The organism is Mucilaginibacter sp. P4_E8, from assembly GCF_056401495.1.
This window is the reverse complement of the sequence record NZ_JBFUJG010000309.1, coordinates 1-2229: the sequence shown is the minus strand read 5'-3', so window position 1 is coordinate 2229 and position 2229 is coordinate 1. Positions and strand designations below refer to the sequence as shown.

General features: G+C 39.7%; 3 protein-coding genes. All 3 read left to right on the top strand.

Annotated elements, in window-relative coordinates; all coding sequences use genetic code 11:
* On the top strand, positions 1 to 639 hold a 639-nt coding region (locus AC1DRQ_RS30825; protein ID WP_477429841.1), incomplete at its 5' end, for an exopolysaccharide biosynthesis polyprenyl glycosylphosphotransferase.
* Positions 640 to 663: 24 nt separating this feature from the next.
* Entirely contained in the window at positions 664 to 1668 is a 1005-nt protein-coding gene (gene rfaE1 / locus AC1DRQ_RS30820; protein WP_477429839.1) for a D-glycero-beta-D-manno-heptose-7-phosphate kinase, read from the top strand.
* A 71-nt stretch (positions 1669 to 1739) separates the two neighbouring features.
* A partial coding sequence (locus AC1DRQ_RS30815) for a D-sedoheptulose 7-phosphate isomerase (RefSeq protein WP_477429837.1) occupies positions 1740 to 2229 on the top strand: 490 nt, incomplete at its 3' end.

Genomic DNA, 2229 nt, shown 5'->3' with positions numbered 1-2229 from the left:
GGTGAGTTTGCTGTTCTTAGTAACAGGAATGAGCCTTTGGAAGAGGTAGAAAACAGATTTAAGAAAAGGGTATTTGATATTTTATTCAGCTCATTGGTAATCATATTCTTATTAAGCTGGCTTTATCCAATAATCGGATTAATTATAAAAATACAAAGCCCGGGCCCCATTTTGTTTAAACAATTAAGAAGCGGTAAGGATAATGGTTCATTTTTATGCTATAAGTTCAGGAGTATGAAAATGAATAACCAAACTGATAAACAAGCATCAAAAGACGATGACCGGATCACAAAAATTGGCAGGTTTTTACGAAAAACCAGCCTGGATGAATTACCACAGTTTTTTAACGTGTTGCTGGGCGATATGAGTGTTATTGGTCCGCGGCCTCACCCATTGAATATGACCACAGAATACAGGGAGATCATAAATCAGTATATGGTAAGACACTTTTTAAAATCAGGAATAACCGGATGGGCACAGGTAAATGGTTACAGAGGCGAAACAAAAGACCCGATTTTGATGCAGAAAAGGGTTGAGTTTGATATTTGGTACCTGGAAAACTGGTCAATGTGGCTTGATCTGAAAATAATTTATATGACTGTTGCCAATATTCTAAAAGGAGAAGAAAACGCCTATTGATCAAATCTTTAAATCTCAAAAACTATGAAGGTAGACTTACTAAATCATTTACAATTGGCAAGGAAGCCAACAATTCTTGTAATAGGTGATCTGATGGTAGATCATTATATATGGGGAGGTGCCAGCAGGCTTTCTCCGGAAGCACCTGTACCTGTTGTTAATATAAACAGTGAATCAACTACTTTAGGCGGTGCAGGTAATGTGGTACAAAATCTGGTATCATTAGGTGCACAAGTAACAGTTGCCGGAGTTATTGGAAATGATGCTATGGGCAACCAGCTTATCAAGCTATTGATAGATGAAGGTGTTGAAATTGATGCTATTATTAAAGAGGAAAACAGAACAACAACCATAAAAACACGGGTGCTTGTAGGTAACCACCAACTGGTAAGGTTAGATAAGGAAGTAACTGATATATTATCCCCAAATATCGAAAACGCCTTGATGGATAAGGTGATGGCCTACATGGCCACTGCCGATCTGGTTGTTTTGTCTGATTATAATAAAGGGTTATTTTCACCACTATTAACCCAACGGATTATAGAGGCGGCCGAAATTCAAGGCAAAAAAGTCATCATAGATCCTAAAGGATCTGATTTTAGAAAATATAAAGGTTCTTATATCATTAAACCCAACCGTAAGGAATTGGCCGAAGCAGCTAAATCAGAGCACATCAATTCAATGGAGAGTTTAAGACAAGCCGCTGATGTTATTTTTGAACAAACCGATGCGGATTATCTTGTAGTAACATTATCTGAACAGGGAATGGTGATCATGAGCAAACATGCCCAGATAGCATTACCCGTAAAGGCCACAGAGGTTTTTGATGTTACGGGTGCCGGAGATACCGTTTTGGCAACCATTGCTTATTTCCTTGCCGTTGGATTAAACCTTGAAGAAGCTTGTGAACTGGCCAATCACGCTGCAGCCATTGTTATACGTCACCTGGGGAGTGCTACTACCACTGTTGATGAAATTATTAAGGGATATGGCCGAAAGCGAAAAACAAAGGTTAAAGCCACGATTTAAAATTATGGCCTAACGTTAAAAGCAAAATCTAAATAATCAACCCTAAATCTTAATTCATTAATATCAGCCCAATGGTTTCAGAAGAACTTAATGAGCATTACAACACTATAAAGAAAGTTATTGAAGTACTTGTTGCAGATATTGAGGCGGGCAGCGAACTAATAAGTACCACTATCAAAAACGGGAATAAGGTATTAATTGCCGGGAACGGCGGCAGCGCCGCCGACGCCCAGCATATTGCCGCAGAATTAACCGGCCGTTTTGTTAAAGAACGTAAGCCATTGCCGGGTATCGCGTTAACTACCGATACATCTGCAATTACCGCTATTGCTAATGACTACGGATATGATTTTGTGTTTTCCAGGCAATTGGAAGCATTTGCACAGCCGGGCGACCTCTTTATTGGTATTTCAACCAGCGGGAATAGTCCGGGAATTATAAACGCGTTTCAAGCGGCGCAAAAATTAAACTGCAAAACAATTGGTCTATCCGGCAAAAACGGGGGAAAGATGAACGGTATCTGCGATGTACATATCGTCGTTCCGTCAAATACCACTGCCC